General features: G+C 45.7%; 19 protein-coding genes. 10 read left to right on the top strand and 9 right to left on the bottom strand.

Translation table 11 applies throughout. The features are described 5' to 3' along the window. The first annotated feature begins 251 nt into the window (after positions 1-251). The 5 genes from AACT18_RS04105 to AACT18_RS04085 all read left to right on the top strand — a co-directional run bounded on the left by AACT18_RS04105 (position 252) and on the right by AACT18_RS04085 (position 5,855). The gene (locus tag AACT18_RS04105; protein WP_017042838.1) at positions 252-830 is read left to right on the top strand and encodes an aminodeoxychorismate/anthranilate synthase component II; all 579 of its coding nucleotides are present in this window, start codon (positions 252-254) and stop codon (positions 828-830) included. 378 nt (positions 831-1,208) lie between these two features. After that, positions 1,209-2,420 (top strand): aspartate aminotransferase family protein, encoded by a 1,212-nt coding sequence (locus AACT18_RS04100; protein WP_026027324.1) that lies wholly within the window; start codon positions 1,209-1,211, stop codon positions 2,418-2,420. A 66-nt stretch (positions 2,421-2,486) separates the two neighbouring features. Next, positions 2,487-3,506 carry an arginine N-succinyltransferase gene (astA, locus tag AACT18_RS04095; protein ID WP_026028416.1) on the top strand — a complete coding sequence of 340 codons (1,020 nt, stop codon included), beginning with the start codon at positions 2,487-2,489 and terminating at the stop codon, positions 3,504-3,506. A 31-nt stretch (positions 3,507-3,537) separates the two neighbouring features. Next, the gene (astD, locus tag AACT18_RS04090) at positions 3,538-4,995 is read left to right on the top strand and encodes a succinylglutamate-semialdehyde dehydrogenase (RefSeq protein WP_017046749.1); all 1,458 of its coding nucleotides are present in this window, start codon (positions 3,538-3,540) and stop codon (positions 4,993-4,995) included. Between the two features lie 68 nt (positions 4,996-5,063). Then, positions 5,064-5,855 carry a DUF1338 domain-containing protein gene (locus AACT18_RS04085; protein WP_094125153.1) on the top strand — a complete coding sequence of 264 codons (792 nt, stop codon included), beginning with the start codon at positions 5,064-5,066 and terminating at the stop codon, positions 5,853-5,855. A 75-nt stretch (positions 5,856-5,930) separates the two neighbouring features. On the opposite strand, the gene AACT18_RS04080 is transcribed toward AACT18_RS04085, so the two are convergent. The 9 genes from AACT18_RS04080 to AACT18_RS04040 all read right to left on the bottom strand — a co-directional run bounded on the left by AACT18_RS04080 (position 5,931) and on the right by AACT18_RS04040 (position 14,994). Further along, positions 5,931-6,344: a hypothetical protein gene (locus AACT18_RS04080; protein WP_017047285.1), complete on the bottom strand. Its 414-nt coding sequence runs from the start codon at positions 6,342-6,344 to the stop codon at positions 5,931-5,933. Positions 6,345-6,354: 10 nt separating this feature from the next. Further along, a complete protein-coding gene (locus AACT18_RS04075) occupies positions 6,355-7,536 on the bottom strand; it encodes a porin (RefSeq protein WP_094124140.1) in 1,182 nt (393 codons plus the stop codon). A 76-nt stretch (positions 7,537-7,612) separates the two neighbouring features. Further along, positions 7,613-9,232: a methyl-accepting chemotaxis protein gene (locus AACT18_RS04070; RefSeq protein ID WP_094143379.1), complete on the bottom strand. Its 1,620-nt coding sequence runs from the start codon at positions 9,230-9,232 to the stop codon at positions 7,613-7,615. Positions 9,233-9,437: 205 nt separating this feature from the next. Then, positions 9,438-10,070 (bottom strand): cAMP-activated global transcriptional regulator CRP, encoded by a 633-nt coding sequence (gene crp, locus AACT18_RS04065; protein WP_010318741.1) that lies wholly within the window; start codon positions 10,068-10,070, stop codon positions 9,438-9,440. A gap of 241 nt (positions 10,071-10,311) precedes the next feature. Further along, a complete protein-coding gene (locus AACT18_RS04060; protein WP_017046747.1) occupies positions 10,312-11,181 on the bottom strand; it encodes a phosphoribulokinase in 870 nt (289 codons plus the stop codon). Positions 11,182-11,263: 82 nt separating this feature from the next. After that, the gene (locus tag AACT18_RS04055; RefSeq protein WP_010318743.1) at positions 11,264-11,470 is read right to left on the bottom strand and encodes a YheU family protein; all 207 of its coding nucleotides are present in this window, start codon (positions 11,468-11,470) and stop codon (positions 11,264-11,266) included. 59 nt (positions 11,471-11,529) lie between these two features. Continuing rightward, positions 11,530-12,537 carry a hydrolase gene (locus tag AACT18_RS04050; protein ID WP_094125159.1) on the bottom strand — a complete coding sequence of 336 codons (1,008 nt, stop codon included), beginning with the start codon at positions 12,535-12,537 and terminating at the stop codon, positions 11,530-11,532. A 56-nt stretch (positions 12,538-12,593) separates the two neighbouring features. Then, complete coding sequence (locus tag AACT18_RS04045; RefSeq protein WP_010318745.1) at positions 12,594-13,073, bottom strand: TIGR02444 family protein; 480 nt, start codon at positions 13,071-13,073, stop codon at positions 12,594-12,596. 1 nt (position 13,074) lies between these two features. Further along, complete coding sequence (locus AACT18_RS04040) at positions 13,075-14,994, bottom strand: ABC transporter ATP-binding protein (protein ID WP_081245136.1); 1,920 nt, start codon at positions 14,992-14,994, stop codon at positions 13,075-13,077. Positions 14,995-15,126: 132 nt separating this feature from the next. Here AACT18_RS04040 and kefG point away from each other — a divergent pair, with 132 nt between their 5' ends. The 5 genes from kefG (at position 15,127) to AACT18_RS04015 (ending at position 19,581) form a co-directional block, all read left to right on the top strand. Beyond that, positions 15,127-15,720 carry a glutathione-regulated potassium-efflux system ancillary protein KefG gene (kefG, locus tag AACT18_RS04035; RefSeq protein WP_170895583.1) on the top strand — a complete coding sequence of 198 codons (594 nt, stop codon included), beginning with the start codon at positions 15,127-15,129 and terminating at the stop codon, positions 15,718-15,720. Then, complete coding sequence (kefB, locus tag AACT18_RS04030; protein WP_017046742.1) at positions 15,704-17,503, top strand: glutathione-regulated potassium-efflux system protein KefB; 1,800 nt, start codon at positions 15,704-15,706, stop codon at positions 17,501-17,503. Before kefG ends, kefB begins: the two co-directional genes overlap by 17 nt. 31 nt (positions 17,504-17,534) lie before the next feature. Further along, positions 17,535-17,735 (top strand): YheV family putative zinc ribbon protein, encoded by a 201-nt coding sequence (locus tag AACT18_RS04025; protein WP_010318749.1) that lies wholly within the window; start codon positions 17,535-17,537, stop codon positions 17,733-17,735. A gap of 97 nt (positions 17,736-17,832) precedes the next feature. Continuing rightward, positions 17,833-18,423 (top strand): peptidylprolyl isomerase, encoded by a 591-nt coding sequence (slyD, locus tag AACT18_RS04020; RefSeq protein WP_088732892.1) that lies wholly within the window; start codon positions 17,833-17,835, stop codon positions 18,421-18,423. A 216-nt stretch (positions 18,424-18,639) separates the two neighbouring features. Beyond that, positions 18,640-19,581, top strand: coding sequence for an isoaspartyl peptidase/L-asparaginase family protein (locus tag AACT18_RS04015; RefSeq protein WP_094143381.1), 942 nt, complete (start codon positions 18,640-18,642; stop codon positions 19,579-19,581). Positions 19,582-19,706: the final 125 nt, after the last annotated feature.

The following is a 19,706-nucleotide window of genomic DNA, read 5'->3' as shown; positions in this document are numbered from 1 at the left end:
ATTTTTATGGATCATTAACTATGGGATAGATTTATTTTATCGTTGTTTCCATTCTCTTATTCGACCATACGATGAGAAGTGTTACTTTCAAATGAGAGCAAGTAAAATAATGATCACAACCGAACTGGTTACATAATGAACGAATGTGCAAATAGTGTATTTAGTACAGAATCGATAACTTCTTGCCTTTCCAAACCAGTATTGCACAATAGCGCCTCTCGCTGACTTTTACCCAGAGCGTTTTAATTCACATGCTACTTATCATCGATAACTACGATTCCTTTACCTACAACTTGTACCAATACTTCTGTGAGCTGGGAGTTCAAGTGACGGTGGTGCGTAATGATGAAATCGATATCGCTGGCATTGAAGCGCTCAGCCCAACGCATCTGGTTATTTCCCCTGGGCCTTGCACGCCGAATGAGGCGGGAATTTCACTGGCCGCGATTGAACATTTTGCGGGTAAACTACCTATCTTAGGAGTCTGCCTTGGGCATCAAGCCATTGCGCAAGTGTTTGGCGGGCAAGTGGTGCGAGCCAAAAAGGTGATGCATGGTAAAACCTCACTGATCCAACACACCAACCGTGGCCTCTTTCTAGGGCTCAATAACCCGTTAACCGTTACTCGCTACCATTCGTTGGTGGTCAAAGCCGATTCTCTTGCGGACTGTTTTGAGCTCACTGCTTGGACTCAACAGGCCGATGGTTCGATGGACGAAATCATGGGTTACCAACATAAAACACTGCCAATTGATGCCGTGCAGTTTCATCCTGAATCAATTAAAACAGAACAGGGCCATCAACTGCTCGCAAATTTTTTGCGCCGTTGAATCATTCTCAACCGGACTGCGATCACCTTTCTTAACATTTCCTTCATCATTTCTGCTGTTTTTTATCTTTGAAATATTATGCACCATACATCCTGTTGGAATGAGGGATAGCTTGTCGCCTCAAGGCCTTGTTGTGCTTATTCATATTATTTATAAAAAAGTGCTTCATAAAAGAGGTGACTTAATGCATAAATAATCATAAGTAGTGACGATTGTCGGTGGTTCTGCCGATCTAAAAGAATAAATCACTATTGAAATGGTTAATAATTTGTAAATACAATGCTGCATTAGCTAAAAAGCAAAACAATATCTTCCACTCAAGCGTTTAATAGGAAGATCGCAATCTGCTTGGCATGCGGTATCAAGAGGGAATGTGTAATGACAGTGGAAAATAGTGTAGATCGCAGTCTGTTTGATGAGGTGATGGTCCCTTGTTATAACCCGATGGAAATGATTCCAGTTAAAGGGCAGGGCTCTCGAGTGTGGGATCAACAAGGTCATGAATACATCGACTTTGCTGGCGGTATTGCAGTGAGTTGTTTGGGCCATTGCCATCCGGCGATGGTTGATGCGATCACCAAGCAAGCCAATAAGTTGTGGCATCTCAGTAACGTGATGACTAATGAGCCTGCTTTGCGCTTGGCGAAAAAATTAACGCAAGTCAGTTTTGCTGAAAAGGTGTTTTTTGCTAACTCCGGCGCGGAAGCTAATGAAGCGGCGCTCAAACTGGCGCGTCGCTGGGCCGCTGATGTCCATGGTGAACAAAAGTCAGAAATCATCGCCTTTAACCAAGGCTTCCACGGCCGCACTTTCTTTACAGTGACGGTCGGGGGGCAAGCGACTTATTCCGATGGATTTGGTCCTAAACCTGCGGATGTTACCCACCTACCGTATAACGATATTGAAGCGTTGCAAGCGCACATCTCTGATCGCACTTGTGCGGTAATGATGGAACCCTTGCAAGGCGAGGGTGGCATTGTGTCGCCTTCGGCTGAGTTTGTCCAAGCCGTGCGTGAATTGTGTAATAAGCACAACGCCCTGTTGATCTTTGATGAAGTGCAAACCGGTAATGGCCGCACTGGTGAGTTCTATGCTTATCAAGGATTGGGCGTCACGCCGGATATTTTAAGTACCGCGAAATCACTCGGTGGCGGCTTCCCTATTGGCGCTATGCTCACCACAAACGAATTAGCCGCGCATTTTAAAGTGGGCACTCATGGTTCGACTTATGGTGGCAACCCACTGGCTTGCGCGGTAGCGGAAGCGGTGGTGAATGTGGTTAGCCAGCCAGAAACCTTGGCTGGTGTGAAAGAGCGTGAAGCGCTCTTTCGTGAAGGATTGGCTAACATTAATGAGAAGTACCACATTTTTAGTGAAATCCGTGGTAAAGGTCTACTGCTTGGCGCGGCATTAAATGAGCAGTGGCAAGGTCGCGCTCGCGATATCCTACAAGCCGCGGGCAAGCAAGGTTTACTGGTGTTGGTTGCGGGTATGAACGTGGTTCGTATGACGCCTTCATTGGTGATCACCAAACAAGAAATAGAAGAAGGCTTAGCAAGATTAGATAAAGCTATTGCATCACTCATGTAGTGAAAAAGCCTAGCAGCCCAAGGTAGGATGCCTTGGGCCACTTCAAGCATCTGGAGGGAAGTATTGATGCTAGTTGTTCGCCCTATCGCAATGTCGGACTACGATGCGCTACACACATGCGCTATTGAATCCGGTCACGGGTTTACATCACTACCCGTGAATGAAAAGCTCTTAACCAACCGTATTACTCATTCTGAATACAGCTTCGCTAAACCCGACGTCTCAGAGCCAGGAGATGAAGGTTACCTGATGGTCGGTTTTGATTCTGAAACCGGTGAGGTCGCAGGGACGACTGGCGTTGAAGCATCGATTGGCCATGACGTGCCGTTCTATTCTTATCACATCAGCACGATAGTGCATTCGTCGCCTAAGCTGAAGGTTAACAATACCGTCAAGTTGCTTACTTTTGGCAATAACTACACTGGATGCAGCGAAATTTGTACGCTTTTTTTACGCCCAGATTTTCGTCAAGGGTTGAATGGGCGTTTGATGTCGAAATGCCGTTTTCTGATGATGGCGGAACACCCACATCGTTTTTCTAAAACCATCTTTGCTGAAATGCGTGGTGTGTCTGATGCCGAAGGCAACTCGCCCTTTTGGCAATGGCTGCAAGAGCATTTTTTCTCGATTGATTTCACTATGGCTGATTATTTAACCGGCATTGGTAAAAAAGGGTTTATTGCTGATCTGATGCCCAAACTGCCGATTTACGTCAACTTATTGAGTAAAGAAGCACAGGCGGTGATTGGTCAAGTGCATGACAATACCCGTCCAGCGTTAACGCTACTCGAGCGCGAAGGATTCACCTGCCGTAACTATGTAGACATTTTTGATGCAGGTCCAACGGTTGAGTGCGATTTGCGCAATATCGAATCCGTACGTCACTCGGTGCGAGCTAAAGTGGAAGTGGCCGAGCATTCAAGCTCGCAAGATTATCTTATCTGCAATAGCTCGTTTGAAAACTTTCGTGCTACTGCTGCAAAAGGTGCTTATAACCGCGAAACGGAAACGGTGATCATCTCACCTAAAGTGGCGCAAGCTCTATTGGTTGATAGTGGTGATTTTGTTCGAATTTTGGCGCAGTAAAATAGGTACATTGAAAGGTAAGGATTAACAGATGACTCAGTGGATTGCAGGTGAATGGTTAGCTGGACAAGGCGAGGCAATGCTTTCGCTTAGTCCCTATAACAATGAGACGATTTGGCAGGGCGATAGCGCCACACCCGCGCAAGTAGAAGCTGCGGTAACGGCGGCAAGAGTCGCATTTATAGAGTGGAAAAAACGTCCTTTTGTTGAGCGTGAGCAATATGTCTTAGCCTTCGCTGAAAAAGTGAAACAGCGCAGTGAAGAGCTTGCGCAGATCATCGCCAAAGAGACAGGAAAGCCACTTTGGGAAACGCGTACTGAAGCGGCAGCGGTGGCGGGTAAAATCGCTATATCCATTCGAGCTTATCATGATCGCACTGGTGAAAACACACGCGAAGCGGCGGGTAATCAACTGGTATTACGTCATCGTCCATTGGGCGTTCTTGCTGTTTTTGGTCCGTATAATTTCCCTGCCCACCTGCCGAATGGTCATATTGTGCCTGCACTTTTAGCGGGTAATACGGTTGTGTTTAAACCTTCAGAGCAGACTCCGTGGACTGGTGAGTTTGTGATGAAGTTGTGGCAAGAAGCAGGCCTACCTGCGGGTGTGCTTAACCTAGTGCAGGGCGCGAAGGAAACGGGTATTGCGCTTGCTCAGGCCAAAGGCATTGATGGCCTTCTTTTTACTGGCAGCGCCAATACCGGTCATTTACTCCATCGCCAGTTTGCTGGGCAGCCGGGGAAAATGCTGGCTTTAGAAATGGGCGGCAACAACCCAATGGTTATCTCTAAGCAGTATGGCGAGCTTGATGCGGCAGTGTATACCATTATTCAATCCGCATTTTTAAGTGCAGGCCAGCGCTGTACCTGTGCGCGGCGTCTTTATGTTCCAGAGGGAAATGAAGGCGATCGATTGCTTGAAAAGCTGGTCAGTGCCACTCAAAAATTGCGTATTGATCACCCCTTTGCTGAGCCAGCACCTTTTATGGGGCCACAAATATCACAAGCGGCGGCGCAGTTCATTCTTGCTGCTCAGGACAATTTACGCGCCTTGGGTGGCGTCAGCTTGCTGGCCGCGACACCTTTGCAGGCGGCGTTTGTCACTCCGGGCATTATTGATGTCACCGCAGTTAGCCAATTGCCTGATGAAGAGTATTTCGGACCATTGTTACAAGTCGTGCGTTACCAAAGCTTAGAGCAAGCGGTACAACTGGCCAATGAAACTCGCTTTGGTTTATCGGCAGGCTTAGTGTCGACCAATGATGCCGAATGGGACTACTTTGTCGATCATATCCGCGCTGGCATTGTAAATCGTAATCGACAATTAACCGGAGCCAGTGGTGATGCACCGTTTGGTGGGCCGGGAGCGTCGGGAAATTTAAGACCAAGCGCCTATTACGCGGCTGATTACTGCGCATACCCAATGGCATCAATGGAAGGTCGTTCGACTGAACTGCCTGCCACGCTCAGCCCTGGGGTTGAGCTATAGCAGTAAACTTTATCTAAAACCCCATGCCTACTAGCATGGTTTAAACCGAGCACAGACAAGGAGGCGTTATGACGCCAACCGTTTTATTTCAATCATTATGGAATGACTACATTCAGCGCCTTTGCCCTTCTGCCGACAAAGTCCATCACTTGCTTCAAGAAGAGGAAGCGTTGATTAATGACCATATTGCGTTGCGAACCTTCAATGTTGCACCATTAGGTATTGAAACGCTGGCTAAGCCTTTTCTTGCCTTAGGCTACGTTGCCTGTGGTGATTATGTGTTTGAAAGTAAGAAGCTGGTAGCGAAGCACTATGAACACCCTGATCCGACCCAGCCTAAAGTATTCATAAGCGAGCTGAAAGTGGAAGAGTGCTCACCTGCACTCCAAGCTATTGTGGAGAAGCTGGTACATCAAGTCGATAGCAATAAATTAAACAGCAGTGACTTTTTATATGGCGGTCGCCTGTGGCAACTAAGCTACAGCGATTATTTGCAGCTTGCCAAGGAAAGTGAATACGCCGCTTGGTTGGCGGCGCATGGCTATGGCGCGAACCATTTCACTGTTAGTGTTAATCAACTGCAGGCGTTTAATGAAGTGAAAGCGGTCAATGATCACTTACGCCAAGCGGGTTTTACCATCAATGAAAATGGTGGAGAAGTGAAAGGTACACCTGATGTGCTGCTTGAGCAGTCGTCGACCATGGCCGATAAAGTATCAGTGCAATTTACGGAAGGAGTGGAGGTGATTCCCGGTGGATTCTATGAATTTGCCAAACGCTATCCAATGGCCAACGGTGAACTCTACAGCGGTTTTGTGGCGGCCTCTGCAGATAAGATATTTGAAAGTACAAATAGCTAACAATAAGGGCTGATAAAGATACAGGCCAGTGGCATTACCTCCACTGGCCTTTTTTACAACAAAAGTAGCTTAGATTTAAGGTGTGTAAACCACTTTGACTTGGTCTGTGACTTCGCTTGAGTCGATATAACCAATTGCTGCTGCATTTTGGCTCACTTCAGCGATAGCTGCGGCACTTGAAGCAACGGTTTTGGGTGGGTTAGCTTTACCAGTAAAAACCAATTTTGCCCAATAAGCTTGTAGCTGAGACTCTGATTTATTCGTGACCTTTTCATGAAACTCAATGCGTATCGGTGTGCCATCGGCGTACTCAATCACAATCGGTTCAGTGCCATTCGGGAGCTGTTTTAATTTGCCTAAAAATAGCTTTTTCACATCACTATCGCTTAGTTGGTCAACACCACTCAGGTTACTTATCACAACAGGTGCAGAGAATGCAGACAATGACAAGGTCGATAAGCTCAAGAGCATTAAGATAGTTTTAATCATTCTGCACTCCTTAAAAAACGCCATCAAGGCGAATAGAGTAAATCAAAGAGTCATCTTCTAATGCTTTGCCTGTATTGCCAAAGTTAGTACTACCGATGAGGCCTGAGGTATCACCAAAATTATCGATCATAGTGACATCTGCTTTAATGGATAAGTTAGAGAGCAAGTCATAACGGACACCAGCGGAGTATGCATTACGTTCTGCATCGAACAACCAAGCGCTTGGAATATTGGCTGTGCCAGTATTGATCAACTTACCGATGCGCTCGTCATCATCTTTGGTTCTGAGTGTAGCTACGCTAACATAAGGCACCCAAGACTGAATCCGATAACCTAAGGTTGCATACGCGGAGTCGACATCTGAATATTGCCCTTCGACTTCGGTACGAGTTAGCTCTGTGACAAAGAGCAGTGAGCCATTGTCATAGCTTAAGCCTGTACCATAGAATTTAGCGATAGTATCTGGAGCGACAACTTGTTTAAATACGCTGTGTCCTGACGTGATTTTTGTTGTGCCGTAGACGGCTCGCAGGGTTAGATAATCGTAATTCCACCCTAGACTGGCGCCATACATATAGTTGTATTCTGTATTATTGTCAGACGTTTTACTTTGACCAGCAAAGGCTTGTAAGTAGAGAGTTGACTCATCCATTTCCACGTCATAGGCGATATCACCGCCTAAGTAAGAGTTGAATGGCACATTGCCATAAACTTCAACCGGCGGGCGAGACCAGGGCTGAGCAAAGCCTACATCAATATAATCAGAGTACATATAGAGGGGTACACGCAACTTACCCGCTCTGACGGTCACGTAGTTATCAAATGTGTGTTTGAGATAAGCCCATTCTATGTCGGGTGAGAAGTCATCACTGCCACGTGCGATTAACTGAGTGACGAAACTGGTTTTATCCGCCAAACTAAACTCGGCTTGAAGCCCAACTAAACTCAGTTCATCAAAGCTATAACTGTCTCTGGAACTTGCATAGCCTAGCTTGTTGTTCGAACGAGTCACTCCCACACTAAAGAACCCATTGAATTTGATACTGTCTTGCCAGCTACTGCTTGATGAGCTTTTCAGTATCGCCAATTCATTTTCTAGCTGCGAAACTCGTGCTTCAACCGATTCATCGGCGATACTAAGCCCGGGTAATAGCATTAGGGCAGGGTAAAGGCTGTATTTTGCTTTTATCATGGTTACTCCTATGTATCGAAAATGGCATCATGCCGTTCACTTTCACATACTGCAGAGAGTGAGTTTTACTGAGAATTTAAACTTTATATTGTCGAATAACATCGCTGAGGTTTTGTGTGACGCTTTGGATGTCCGTACTGATCTCATCCAGTGCTCGAGAGCCGTCAGACACTGAGCGGGAGATTTCATCCATATCTTGTATGTTGTCGAAAATGATTTTTGAAGTGCGGTTTTGTTCTTCTGTTGCGGCGGCAATTTGTTGGTTGAGCTGAACAATACTTTTAACTTTCTCCGTGATATTGACCAAAGCCACGCCAGATTGCTCAGACTCAGATACTGTATTGGAGGCACTTTGTTGTCCTTTAGTCATGGCATCCACAACTAATGATGAGCCCTTTTGTATTTTTTCAAGAACTTGTTGAATTTCTTCAGTAGAGGATTGAGTGCGAGAGGCTAAAGTTCGAACTTCATCGGCAACCACGGCGAACCCTCGCCCTTGTTCACCAGCTCGAGCTGCTTCTATCGCGGCATTTAAGGCAAGTAAATTCGTTTGCTCGGCAATGCTGCGGATGGTGTTTAAGATCACTCCCGCATTATTGGTATAAGATTCGAGCTCATTTACCACTTGAGCGGCTTGGTTGACGTCTTTGGCTAAGTGTTCAATCGAGACAATCGTGCTTTCGACAACCGTGCTGCCAGTTTGCGCTGTATCATTTGCTGAAGTGGCTTCTGAAGAAGCGAATGCTGCATTTTCAGCAATAGAGGTCACGCTATCGGAAAGAGAGTTCACCGCAGAAGAGACCGATTGCATGATGTTTTCTTGAGAGCGAACTTGTTGTGACGTGTTGGAACTGGTACTAGAAAGCCGTGATGAAACACTTTCTAAAGTGGCAATGGTTTCACGAGTTGAATTTAAACTTTTATGTATTTTAGAAATGAATTGGTTAAACCAATATACTAAATCGGCTACTTCATCACGGCCATTATAATTAATGCGAACCGTGAGGTCGCCTTCCCCTTCGGCTATTTCTCTTAGCGATCCGGTGACTTGTTCAATTGAGCTAACTACGCTTTTTATTACGACCAATGCCACGATAATTAAGACGAGAATAGTTACCGCCCCTAAACCTATGCCGACGTGAATGGAACGTTGAGCCGATGAAATCGTCTCCTCTACGGTTTGATTGAAATCGACATTACTGGCTTCAACTAACGCTTTTAATTCACTATTTAATTGCTCTAAAAATTCGTTCGACTGTTTTGCTCTGGCAGGTAAAGTCGCAAAATTTGTGCTGCCATCAATAAGTGAGGCTGCAATATCAAACGCAATTTCTTGATAGCTATTGAGTAATCTCTTTAGGTTCTCAACGAGAGCCGCATGTTGAGGTGACACCCTTTTTAAATTATTGAGCTCCTCATTGATTGAGTTTAGGTAGTTTTTAGCGCTATCCATCAGTTCATCATCACCAGTGCTAACCGCAGTTTGCAGTGCTTGGTCTAGATTTTTTATAGTATTGCGAGCATTAGTTACTGAGCTTAATGCGGGGAAATATTCATCGCGTATCTGCTCAATACTGAGTTGAGTCTGGGTTTGAACTTGGTATTGTTGAAATAAAAATACGGCAAACCCGACAATGGCAATAATAGATAGAATTCCTACCTTATGCTTTATTTTTAATTTATGAGCAATATCCATATTTCCCACCATTCACATCGAGATTATTACGTACTATGTCAATACGTTAGGTATTTTTATCTGTGAAATTAGTATAGTTCAGATTTTTTAAGTGATGAACGGATGAGAGATAATTTAAGCGAATGGAAATAATTCAAAGAGTTGGCGAAATAAAAAAAAGAGCCAGTAAAACTGGCTCTTTAATCAAGGTGTTTGCGTTTGAGAATTAACGAGTTCCGTACACCACGATAGTTTTACCGTGGGCAGAAATTAAATTCTGCTCTTCGAGCATCTTCAAAATACGTCCTACAGTTTCACGAGAACAGCCTACAATTTGGCCGATCTCTTGACGGGTGATTTTGATTTGCATGCCATCTGGGTGCGTCATTGCATCAGGTTGTTTCGCTAGGTTGAGTAGCGTTTGTGCAATACGACCCGTCACGTCTAGGAAGGCTAAATCACCCACTTTTTGACTGGTGACTTGTAGACGTCGAGAAATTTGTGCAGACAGACGCATTAAGATGTCTGGGTTCACTTGGATAAGCTGACGGAATTTCTTAAATGAAATTTCCGCAACTTCACAAGGAGATTTTGCACGAACCCAAGCAGTACGCTCTTGGTCTTCTTCGAATAGACCAAGTTCACCGATAAAGTCACCTTGGTTGAGGTAAGAGAGGATCATCTCTTTACCTTCTTCGTCTTTAATCAATACCGCTACCGAGCCTTTGACGATGTAGTACAGCGTCTCTGCTTTTTCGCCCGCATGAATCAACGTGCTTTTCGATGGGTATTTATGAATATGACAGTGTGAAAGAAACCACTCTAGTGTTGGATCGGTTTGAGGTTTACCTAGAACCATAATATCTCACTTCCTCTGCAGGGTACGCTTGCCGCTTTCCATATTGTAGCTAAGCCTAAAATAAGCTTACTAGGATAAGAGCACTTTCCAAATGCTGCAAGCTAACTTGTGTTTCGGTTAAGGATAGTATCCTTTTTCAGAAACGATTTCTTGATTTTAATCGTGTCAGTGGCATGATTTTTTACGCAAAACTGTGCACATGATCACGGTATGAAAAGTAACCGTCAACTTGTCCGATCACTTAGCCAATTTTACCTGTTTCAATCAATTGCTGCAGGATCGGTCTGACGATCAATTCCATCGCAAAACTCATCTTGCCACCCGGCACCACAATGGTGTTGTGGCGCGACATAAAAGAGCCATCAATCATGGCGAGTAGATAGGGGAAATCAACATTCTTTATACCGCGCAGGCGTATCACGACGAAGCTTTCATCCAAACTAGGGATGCCCTTGGCGTTAAGTGGGTTTGAAGTATCAACCGTCGGTACCCGTTGGAAGTTGATGTGAGTTCGTGAGAATTGGGGGGTGATGTAATTGAGGTAATCATCCATCGAACGGACGATGGAATCCATCACCGCTTCACGTGAATGGCCTCGATCACGAGTATCACGCACGTACTTTTGTATCCACTCAAGGTTAACGATTGGCACCATGCCTATCAAAAAATCGACATGCTGCGCGACGTTTACATCGCCATCGACTACACCGCCATGCAGACCTTCGTAAAACATCACATCCGAGTTGTCTGGTAAATCTTGCCAAGGTGTAAAGGTGCCGGGCATTTGATTGTAGGGCACAGCTTCGTCAAAAGAGTGTAGATAGCGGCGAACTTGGCCTGTGCCTAATTTCCCATATTGGCGGAAAAATTCTTCCAATGCAGGAAAATCATTGGCTTGTGGGCCAAAGTAGCTGATGTGCTTCCCTTGTTCGCGCGCTTTACGAATTTCCACATCCATTTCTGGCCGTGTAAAGCGATGGAAGCTATCCCCTTCAACCCATGCTGGTTTAATGTTCATCATATTGAACATTTTGCGAAAGGCTTCTGAGGTCGTAGTTGTACCGGCACCGGACGAGCCGGTGACAGCGATAATTGGATGTTTTGCTGACATGACAAACCCTGTCTGTATGTAACGTACTTGTTATCGATGGCTGCAATATAGCACGAAAAGAGTAGATTGTTTTGAGCTGAAATTATTTACGCAATTGAATATCCACACTTTCATGCAACTCAGAATAGACGATGATCGCCTCCCCTGTTGCGAGCTGTTTCTTTATTTGCTCGATTTTTTGCTGCAATGGTACTTCCTGCTCTCCGTAATCAGTACCTTCGCGTAATACAAACGTTTCAATCAAATTATCCAGTGTTTCAGGCGCAATGTGCTGCCAAGGAATAAGCATGACGACCTCTTAAACTGTCATGGAGAAAAGGGTATCGATTTAAAGCGATATGTGATTAATCATGCGTTGCATTGATGGTCAATAGGGTTGCCGTGACGCAGGTTTTCGTAATAGGTTGGAAGTGCTTCTTCGAGCCAAAATTTAGGCTTAAGCGCGCTACCGCTGAGAAAACCGACATGGCCACCTTGGGTAAATAAGCGGTAATGGATGTTCTCTGGTAAGGAAAATTTGGGGATCACGGCATCTGTCATAAAGGGATCATCTTGCGCTTGAATGATTTGTAGCGGCACGCGAATTTGTGTCAGCTTTGAAAGGCCTGAGCACTGCTGGTAGTAATCCTGCGCATCTTGAAAACCATGCAAAGGCGCGGTGATGAGATTGTCAAATTCGTAAAGTTTTTTGATGTGTTTAATTTGATGGTTAGAAATACCTAACTCATTATGTAAAAGATGCTGTTTCTTTAGTGCATTTTTTTTCAATGATGTCAGTAAGTAAGCGCGATAAACCTTTGAAAATCCCTGTTCAATACGTGTGGAACACGCTGCCAGATCGAGCGGAGCGGAGACAACGGTTGCCGCGCTAACGATCGGGTCGTGATTATATTGCGCTAAGTAATTAACCAACATATTGCCGCCAAGAGAAATACCCACCGCCACGACAGGTCGATTCGGGCATTGTTTGCGTATGTATTCGAGCACAAAGCGTGCATCTTCAACTTCACCAGAATGGTAAGCACGTGCCAGATGGTTCGGTTTGCCGCTACAGCCGCGAAAATGCATCATGACCGATAACCACCCCTGCTGTGCGAAGGCGTACATTAAGCCATTGGCATAAGGGCTATGAAAACTGCCTTCTAAGCCATGAAACAAGATAAATAGGGGTTTATTTTGTACTCGCTCTGAGCGCCAATCATCACTCCAAGCAAGGTCTAAAAAATCACCATCAGGTGTAAACAGCGTTTGCCACAGCGGCTCAAAACGTGCGCGTTTGCGCAACAAACGAGGAAGCAGAGTCTGAAGGTGTGGATTTGTTAGTCCAGTAGCAGCGATAAATGGAGTCATAACCATAGCGTATTATTTTTATGAATTGCGACCAGTATACACCGAGCGAGCAATTGATGTAGTTACGGTTTTTGAGAATGAGGCGCCGGGGTTTTAAAAGCGAGATGCAAATGCTCACAGCCAAGCTGGCGACAGTAACGCAGCGTTAATTGTTCACCATGGTTATTCTGCAATGCCAATGCGTTGATACATTCCACGAGGTCAGCTTGCTGCTGCTTTTCAAGCTGCAGCTCAAATTGCAGCGCCTCGCGGTACAGCGTATCTGGCACCATGCTTTTCAAACGTCGTCTTAACTCTCGGTAACTGTGCAGCAGCGCTTCTGAACGGCCGATACATTGAGTGACATTTTGCCAGTCAGCATCGGCAACCGTCACTTGTTGCTCATCAAGCCATTTGAGTAGCAGCAATAAGTTGACGTTGCCGTGGAAGTTATTTTGTAAACTTAAGCACGCCTCTTTCACTTCTCGCACGCTGTAGTATTGCAAACTGAATTGCCATAAGCGTTCTAAGGTCAGAGATAATCGTACGTGCTCTTGGCTCATCTTAGCGACTGAATTCCTGCTCTAGTTGTTCGAGTGTCTCTTGTTCCGACATCCATTCCATTTCGATCGCTTCAAGTGCCGATTTACTGCGAGCTTGAAGCGCAATCACTTCGGTAAGTTTAGCTTTGTTTTCGGCTTCATACAGCGAAGTATCAGACAATTGCTCTTCAGTTTGCGCCAGTGCCGCGTTCAATGTGTCCATCTTCGCTTCGAGTTGTGTCAGTTTTTTGCGAATTGGTGCGGTTTGGATGCGAAATTCCGCTTCTCGGCGCTTTTGATCTTTTTTGGCTGCGGCACTGTTGCTGCTGTCTTTGGCAGGTTGCTGAGATTGAACTTCTCTACGTTCCGCTTTTTGTTGTTCTGTCAGCCACTTGTAGTAGTCGGTCAAATCCCCATCGAAAGGCGCGACTTGACGATCGTGCACCAAGTACAAGTCATCGGTGGTTGCGCGCAGTAGATAGCGATCATGGCTGACGATGACCATCGCACCTTCAAAGGTTTGCAGGGCAAACGTTAGGGCTTGACGCATATCCAAGTCTAAGTGGTTGGTGGGTTCATCAAGCAGCAGCAAGTTCGGTTTCTGCCACACAATTAGCGCAAGCACTAAGCGAGCCTTTTCACCCCCGGAAAACGGAGCGATTTTCTCTAGCGCTTTGTCGCCTTGGAAACCAAAACTACCCAGATAATTACGCAGCTCAAGTTCGTTTTTATCTGGGGCGATTTGCATCATGTGCTGCAGAGGGGTCTCTTCTGGATGCAGTGTTTCTAACTGATGCTGGGCAAAGTAACCAATTTTTACACCTTGCGAATAAGTGAGATCGCCGCCTTGTGGTTTTAACTCACCGGAGAGCAATTTAATTAATGTTGATTTACCCGCACCGTTACGCCCGAGTAATCCAATACGGCTTCCCGGTACAAGGTTGAGGCGAATTTTTTCTAAAATTAAACGTTCACCATACCCGGCGTAGACTTCGTCCATCATCATGATTGGGTTAGGCAGTGCTGAAGGCTCTCGAAATTCGAAATTAAATGGGTTATCAAATTGAGCTGGCAGCACTTTTTCCATTCGTTCCAACGCTTTGATACGACTTTGTGCTTGGCGAGCTTTGGAGGCCTTGTAGCGGAAACGGTCGATGTAGCTTTGCATGTGCACCATCTGCTTTTGCTGCTTCTGGTACATGGCTTGCTGCAAGATCAGTTTTTGCGCCCGTTGATTTTCAAACGATGAGTAGTTTCCGGTGTATTCATTCATGGTTTGATTTTCGATATGGATGATGCGTCCGACGATCGGATCAAGAAAATCGCGGTCATGGGAAATTAAGATCAAGGTGCCGGGATAGTTTTGTAACCAACGTTCAAGCCACATGACGGCGTCCAAATCCAAGTGGTTGGTCGGTTCATCAAGCAGCAGTAAATCCGAGCGGCACAACAGCGCTTGCGCTAAGTTTAAGCGCATCCGCCAACCACCCGAAAATTGCGTTAAACTCCATCCCATCTGTTCTTGGCTAAACCCCAAACCATCAAGCAGTTCAGAAGCACGGGCGCGAATACTGTATCCGCCGATGGTTTCAATTTTTCCATGCAGCTCTGCAACCAAGGTTCCTTGGTCAGCCTCTTCAGCAACGCTGAGGCGTCGTTCTAATTCACGATATTCACGATCGCCATCGATGACATATTCAATCGCATCGCGATCAAGAGCAGGAGTTTCTTGGGCAACCCAAGCCAGTTCCCAGTGAGCTGGTTTACTGAAGGAGCCAGCGTCAATAGATAGCTCATCTTTGAGTAGGGCAAAGAGCGTTGATTTGCCACAGCCATTTTTGCCTACTAGGCCAACTTTATCGCCCGGCTGGATAGTTGCAGAGGCCTTTTCAAGGAGCGGTTTACCGCCGCGCAGTAATTGAATATCAGAGAAGGTAATCATAAAAATCTATTTTTCATATCGAGACGTTATCGCGTGGAATAGTAGGGGCAATAAGGATAAATGTCGATCATTATGCAAATTGCGTTATTATGCTTAATAACATATTGATAACTATTGGGAGCGCAGACAAAAATGTCCACCACCGTCATGCCTGACCAAATTACACCTAAAATATTGGTGATTTATGCGCATCCTGAGCCATTAAACTCCATCGCCAATCAAACCATGCTGCTCAATATTGCGTCACTTTCCCACGTCACAGTGCATGACTTGTATGCAACCTATCCCGATTTTTTTATCGATGTGCACGCAGAGCAGCAAAAACTACTTGAGCATGATGTGATTGTGTTTCAACACCCTCTTTATATGTATTCCTGCCCTGCGCTGCTCAAAGAGTGGTTTGATCGCGTGCTTGCCAAAGGGTTTGCCTTCGGCGGACAGACGGCGTTGCATGGTAAATACTGGCGTAGCGTCATCACCACGGGCGGAAAAAAAGAAGCGTTTGATGAGCGGGGCTACAACAAATACCCACTGGATCAAATTCTCCAACCATTTGAATTAACCGCGGCTCTGTGTTGTATGAACTGGATGGAACCGTTAGTTCTCTACTGGTCACGTAATGTGAGTGATATGGAGCGCTATCAACACGCTGAGCATTATCGACACTGGTTGCAACACCCACTGGCCACACCCACACAAGGAGAGCTTGATGGCGTTAAGCGGTGATTTTTTACAAAGCAGCGTGGTGTTTTTAACCGCGGCTGTGGTAGCCGTACCGATTGCTCAGCGTGCAGGGCTGGGTTCGGTGCTCGGCTATTTGTTAGCTGGTGTAGCCATAGGCCCTTGGGGGCTCGGTTTAATCAGTGATGTGCAAGCCATATTGCACTTTGCTGAATTTGGCGTGGTGCTGCTGTTGTTTCTGATTGGGCTGGAATTAAACCCCAAAAAATTGTGGCAGATGCGTGGGCCGATCCTTGGTTTGGGTGGCGCGCAGGTGGTGGTAAGTACCTTAGTCATCGCCAGTATTGCTTATCTATTAGGCGTTAACTGGCAAAGTAGTTTAGTGATTGGTATGGGCCTTGCGCTCTCTTCGACAGCAATCGCATTACGCGTAATTGAAGAACAAGGGCTAACACGCAGTGAAGCTGGCCAGTCTGGTTTTGCGGTACTGCTTTTTCAAGATATCGCTGTCATCCCGATGTTGGCCTTTTTGCCTTTACTGGCAGGCAACGCCGGTGGAAGCTGGTTAGATGTGACTTGGATGTTGGGTGGCATTACCGCTTTGCTGGTCGGGGGGCATTTCCTCTTGAGCCCGCTGTTTCGTTATATTGTGACCAGTGGTGTGCGTGAACTTTTTACCGTTGCCGCCTTATTGTTGGTGATTGGGATTGCACTGTTAATGCAGCAGCTTGGCTTGTCAATGGCGCTCGGTACTTTCCTTGCTGGCGTGTTGCTGGCAGAAAGTGAATTTCGCCATGAACTTGAGATCGCGATTGAACCGTTTAAAGGGTTATTGCTCGGGCTATTTTTTATTGCCGTTGGAATGGCGGTTAATTTGGGCTTATTGGCGCAAGCGCCGCTGCAAGTGTTGGCGGCTGTATTAGGTCTAGTGGTGCTGAAAGGAGGAATCCTTTATCTCCTCGCGCGTTTATCGGGTACGCGTTCTAAAGCACGCAGCAAAATGGCGGCGATCCTCAGCCAAGGCGGCGAGTTCGCGTTCGTGATTTTCACTGCGGCAAGCGCACAGGGTGTGCTATCACCGGATCAAGTGGCCTTTTTGCTCGTTGTGGTCAGTCTGTCGATGGTCACCACACCTTTATTACTGACGATTCAGGACAAATGGTTTGCGCGAAAATTGAACCTCAGCAGTGACGATGAGATGCATTCCGATGTCGTCAATAAACAGCCGCAAATCATCATCGCGGGTTTTGGCCGTTTTGGGCAAATTGTAGGGCGTTTGATGTACGCCAATAAGATTAAAATTACCGTATTAGAAAGCGATGCCAGTCAAATTAAATTATTGAGAGAGTACGGTTATAACGTTTTTTATGGTGATGCGACTCAACTTGAACTGTTGCGCGCCGCGGGTGCAGAAGAAGCTGAGGCGATTGTCATCTGTACCGATGCGCCCGATGAAGTGATGAAAATTGTCGAGCTTTGTCAGCACCATTTCCCGCAGTTAAAGATCTTAGCTCGCGCTCGTAGCCGGGTAGAGGCGTATCAGTTACTCAGCCATGGGGTCGATAAATACTCGCGGGAAACTTTCTTAGGCGCTTTGGACCTCGGCCGACAAGTACTGGTCGAATTGGGCATGCACCCTTACCAAGCCAAGCGCGCCGAAGCACATTTTAGAAAACTCGATAATGCGATGCTCAAAGAGCTGCTACCGCAACATAACCAAGACAAACAACTCGCACTGCGCGCCAAAGAGGCACGTAAAGAGCTGGAAGAAATATTTGGGCGTGAAATGGATAATGATCGCCAATCTCGTCATTATTGGGAAAAATAACGCCAATCAATATTCAGTTGTAGGATGTAACGTGAAACAGAAAAAACGCTTTATTGCCGGTGCAAAGTGCCCAAGTTGTCAGTCACAAGATACTCTGCGCTGGTGGGTTGAAAACAACATAGAGCTCGTTGAGTGTGTCGAGTGCGACTACCATGAGCAGCGAAAGCCCAAATCTGTAGAAAAAAGTGAACATGCTCGGCAAGAGATGATCGGGATTTTTAAACCAGAATAATTGAGTTTCTGGAATAGATCTTCATAATACGCCTCATACCGATCGATTTCTTAGGTTTTAAGATGACAACCTAGGAACAAACCTCCTTGGAGTTGTTATGAAAATTGAAAAGAACGTGGTTGTAAGCCTAGCCTACCAATTAGTATTGGAAGATGGTGCAGTCGTAGACCAATCAACAGTTGATGCACCACTAGATTACCTTCACGGTCACAACAATCTAATCACTGGCCTTGAAAATGAGTTAGAAGGAAAAGTTGTGGGCGATAAGTTCACAGCAACTATCGCTCCTGAAGAAGCGTACGGTGAATACAACGATGAGCTTGTACAACGTGTACCTGCTGAAGTTTTCCAAGGCGTTGATGAAATTGAAGTGGGTATGCGTTTTCTAGCGGATACTGACCAAGGCCAAATTCCAGTTGAAATCACGGAAGTGGATGGTGACGAAGTGGTCGTTGATGGTAACCACATGTTGGCTGGCCAAACATTAACGTTTGATGTAGAAGTCGTTGCGATTCGCGCTGCAACTGAAGAAGAGATCCAACATGGTCACATTCACCAAGCTGGTGGCTGTGGACATGGCCACGACCATGACCATGATCATGAAGGTGGTTGCTGTGGTGGTGAAGGCCATGACCATGGTGAGAAAAAAGAAGGTTGTTGCGGTGGCGGCAGCTGCGGTTCACATTAATCATTTTTTGGTTGGTAGTGCCAAAGTAGGCAGTAATAACCGACTGATACAATGAAATGGAAAGCGTTAATCGTCATGCGATTAGCGCTTTTTTGTTGCTTGTTAATTATTACAGTACTCACTTGCCGCCTACCTGCAACTTCAAGTTATTTGGGTATAGTTAATGTGTAGAACAGAAGTGTATTGCCTCTCAATTTATTAAGTTAAGGAATTCTCATGTCACAACCTTTTGCTATAGCAATTCATGGCGGCGCCGGAACCATCATTCGTCAACAAATGAGCGAATCATTAAAGCACGATATTTTGAACACGCTAGAAAGTGCTGTCCGAGCGGGGCATCAAGTACTGGCACAAGGTGGTGATGCACTGGATGCGGTGGTTGAGGCTGTGAAAATACTTGAGGACTCTCCGTTGTTTAACGCAGGAAAAGGTTCGGTGTTAACGCATCAAGAGATGGTGGAGATGGACGCCTCTGTCATGCATGGCAAAATGATGGACGCAGGCGCGGTCGCTGGGGTTCGGCACATTAAAAATCCGGTGCAGCTCGCGCGTGATGTAATGAAGCACAGTGATCATGTGTTGTTGATTGGTGAGGGCGCAGAAGCGTTTGCTTTTACTCAAGGGCATCAATATACAGAACAAGATTACTTTTTTACTGAGCGTCGTTATGAACAGTTGCTAGCGATGAAAAGCAACAATCAATTTGCTTTGTCGGAATCAAAATTCCCAGATGACAAGAAATTTGGCACTGTTGGCGCAGTTGCATTGGATAAACAAGGCAACCTTGCGTCTGCTACTAGTACCGGTGGCATCACGAATAAAAAATTTGGTCGCGTCGGCGATTCTCCCATCATAGGTGCAGGAACGGTGGCTGAAAATGGCAATGTGGCGGTATCGACAACGGGCATGGGGGAATATTTCATTCGTAAAATGGTTGCCAGTGACGTTGCCGCTCGCATGCGTTATTTAAAAGAAGATGTTCATACCGCATGTGAAACCATTATTCAGGGTGAACTTAAAACGCTCGGTGGTGAGGGTGGATTGATCGCCATTGATGCGCAAGGCGACATTCATTTTGCAATGAACAGTTCTGGTATGTACCGTGCTTGTGTTGATCGTCAAGGAGAGCTAATCGTAAAAATATATTCGGATGAGTAACTTACGTGCCTAATAACTGAATCATTTATTAAGTTATATTTTTATGACATTTTCGTGTTTAAAAAAGGACTGCAAGGAAAAGGATTCGGTGCTAGAATCCTTTTTTAACTAGCAATCAGACTTGG

The sequence above is a fragment of the Vibrio sp. V04_P4A5T148 genome, from assembly GCF_963875605.1.
In the GTDB taxonomy this organism is placed as follows: domain Bacteria; phylum Pseudomonadota; class Gammaproteobacteria; order Enterobacterales; family Vibrionaceae; genus Vibrio; species Vibrio anguillarum.
Note: the sequence above shows the minus strand (reverse complement) of the source record. Positions and strands in the feature narration are given on the sequence as shown.